At 50.0% G+C, this 1,882-nt stretch carries 2 protein-coding genes and 1 pseudogene; all 3 read right to left on the reverse strand.

Features of this window, described 5'->3' with window-relative positions:
• Positions 1-59 precede the first annotated feature (59 nt).
• Positions 60-1,052 (reverse strand): annotated as a pseudogene (locus DWX32_RS19135) (VirB4-like conjugal transfer ATPase, CD1110 family); the annotation flags it as partial.
• A complete protein-coding gene (locus tag DWX32_RS19140) occupies positions 997-1,404 on the reverse strand; it encodes a PrgI family protein (protein ID WP_076776092.1) in 408 nt (135 codons plus the stop codon). The pseudogene DWX32_RS19135 and the gene DWX32_RS19140, both read right to left, overlap by 56 nt.
• Positions 1,405-1,582: 178 nt before the next feature.
• The coding region (locus DWX32_RS19145; RefSeq protein WP_118660873.1) for a hypothetical protein at positions 1,583-1,882 on the reverse strand (300 nt) is incomplete at its 5' end.

The following is a 1,882-nucleotide window of genomic DNA, read 5'->3' on the forward strand; positions in this document are numbered from 1 at the left end:
TGTTAGTGCCTGATTTTGTCCTTCAACCACGAAGGCTTTGTTCAGGAACGAGTCGCACTAATATCCATGTCATAGCCGCTGCGTACCGCTTTCTTCTGTTCCTCAATTTTCATTTTGTCAAGGTCGGTAATCTTGCGCTTGATTGTCTTTATGGCTTCGGTCTGGTCGATACTGTGGATATGCAGATTGACGATAACGCCCGTTTCCAAGTCCAGTATGTCGGATAAGATACGGTCGTTTAATTCCGGGGCAAGGATTTCAAGGAATGAAACCGCGCCGATTTTGCGCCCCATGCGGAAGTAACGCCCCTCGCCAAAACGGAAAGAGGACGGGGCGATAAAGTCCTTTGTGGAAAGCCCAGACGGGGCAAGCCATGAAAAATCAAAGGCAAACTGCCCGCCCTCCGGGTGGAAAATCCCATGCAGCATTTTAAGGCGTTCATAGCCTGTCATGGGGTGGGCAGACACGCCCAAGAGCTTGAAGTTGTTCAGTACGTCCGTTTCGATACGGGCAAGGCGGGATTTCGCCGCGCCCAGACTGTCGGCTTCAATGGCAAAGGTGATATATTTTGCTTTGACAAGCCCGTTGTTGCCTTTTGCAAGCTGGTTTTTGAGCATATCCCGGTATTCGCTGCGGATAGAGTTGAAAGCGTCGTCCTGTGCCGGGATATGGATAGATTTCTCCGCTTCGCCCCGCTGCGTCCCCTGATTGATGAAAGAGAGCTGCACCGAAACGGAAGCGTCAAAGTAGTTGAGGAAGTCGCACCAGTTTTCAAAAATGGCGGTCTTGTCGTCTGCCTGTGCAAGCTGATAGTTAATATCTTCAAAGGCTATGGTCTTTGAGTATTTCCGTTCCGTAACCTTGCAGATACCGTCCGGGTACATCTGGATATAGGGGATTGTCTGCTGCGCGGTGTGCGCTTTCCCGTCGCCCTTTGCCTGTCTGATGATTTCCGCAATCTGTTTCTTTTCGGCGCGGGTGAGCTTGTGGGGCGGGTTAGCCTTTGCAGGCGCGTTTCCCGCCACGCTGTTTCTTCGTGTTTCCTTTTGCAATCGCTGATACCTCCTTTTCAAGTTTTCGCTGCCGTTCAAGGTCAGCATATAGATTTTCAGTCCTGTATGGTCGTTCCTTTGGGGCTATGAATTTCGTCCGTATGATGTTCCTCACCACCACTTCAAGGGGCTGTCCATGCTTCTCATACATGGCAAAGAGGAAACAGGGCAGCATGACCGCAATCATAGCCATAGACGCAAGGCTTGTGCCTGTGCTGTCTTTGAGCAGAAAGAAAAGCGGCAAACCTATAATGAGAGCCGCCGCAAAACATACAATCTGCCGTTTGGTAAGGTTGAACGCTACTTTTGTCTTGACTTTGGATAAGTCTTTGGGTACGGGTACATACGCCAAGTGAAAACCTCCTTTCGTTATGTTTTGTGTTGCTGTAACTTCCCATAGGGGCAATCAAGGCAAAGGTCAATTTCTGCCCTTTGCCCGTCCCTATTCTATGGGGTTTTTCCCGCGTCAAGGTCGGGTAGTATTTTCGCCGCTTTGCTCTGAAAATCTCCACCCTACCCTTGACACGCCGCTAATGCGCGGAGAAAATCGACTTCGCCAGTGCGCCGGATTTGAACAGGGAGAAACAGAGGATAACGGTATAGGCTGCAAGGGAGAATATCGCGCTGTGCAGGTTGTCCGCTATTATCATGTTGTTCACCAATACGGCGTAAATGCCGACGCATATCATTATGAGGAAGCCTTGAAAGCCAAGGGCGAACAGGGATTTTAGGTAGTTGTTTCCTATCTGTCCCCATTCCCGGTTAGTGAATGTTGCAAACGGGATAGGCGATACCGAACAGTAAAGTAGGGTAAGAACCCGGCGCCTTAC

The sequence above is a fragment of the Blautia sp. AF19-13LB genome (genome assembly GCF_003479105.1).
GTDB lineage: Bacteria > Bacillota > Clostridia > Lachnospirales > Lachnospiraceae > Fusicatenibacter > Fusicatenibacter saccharivorans.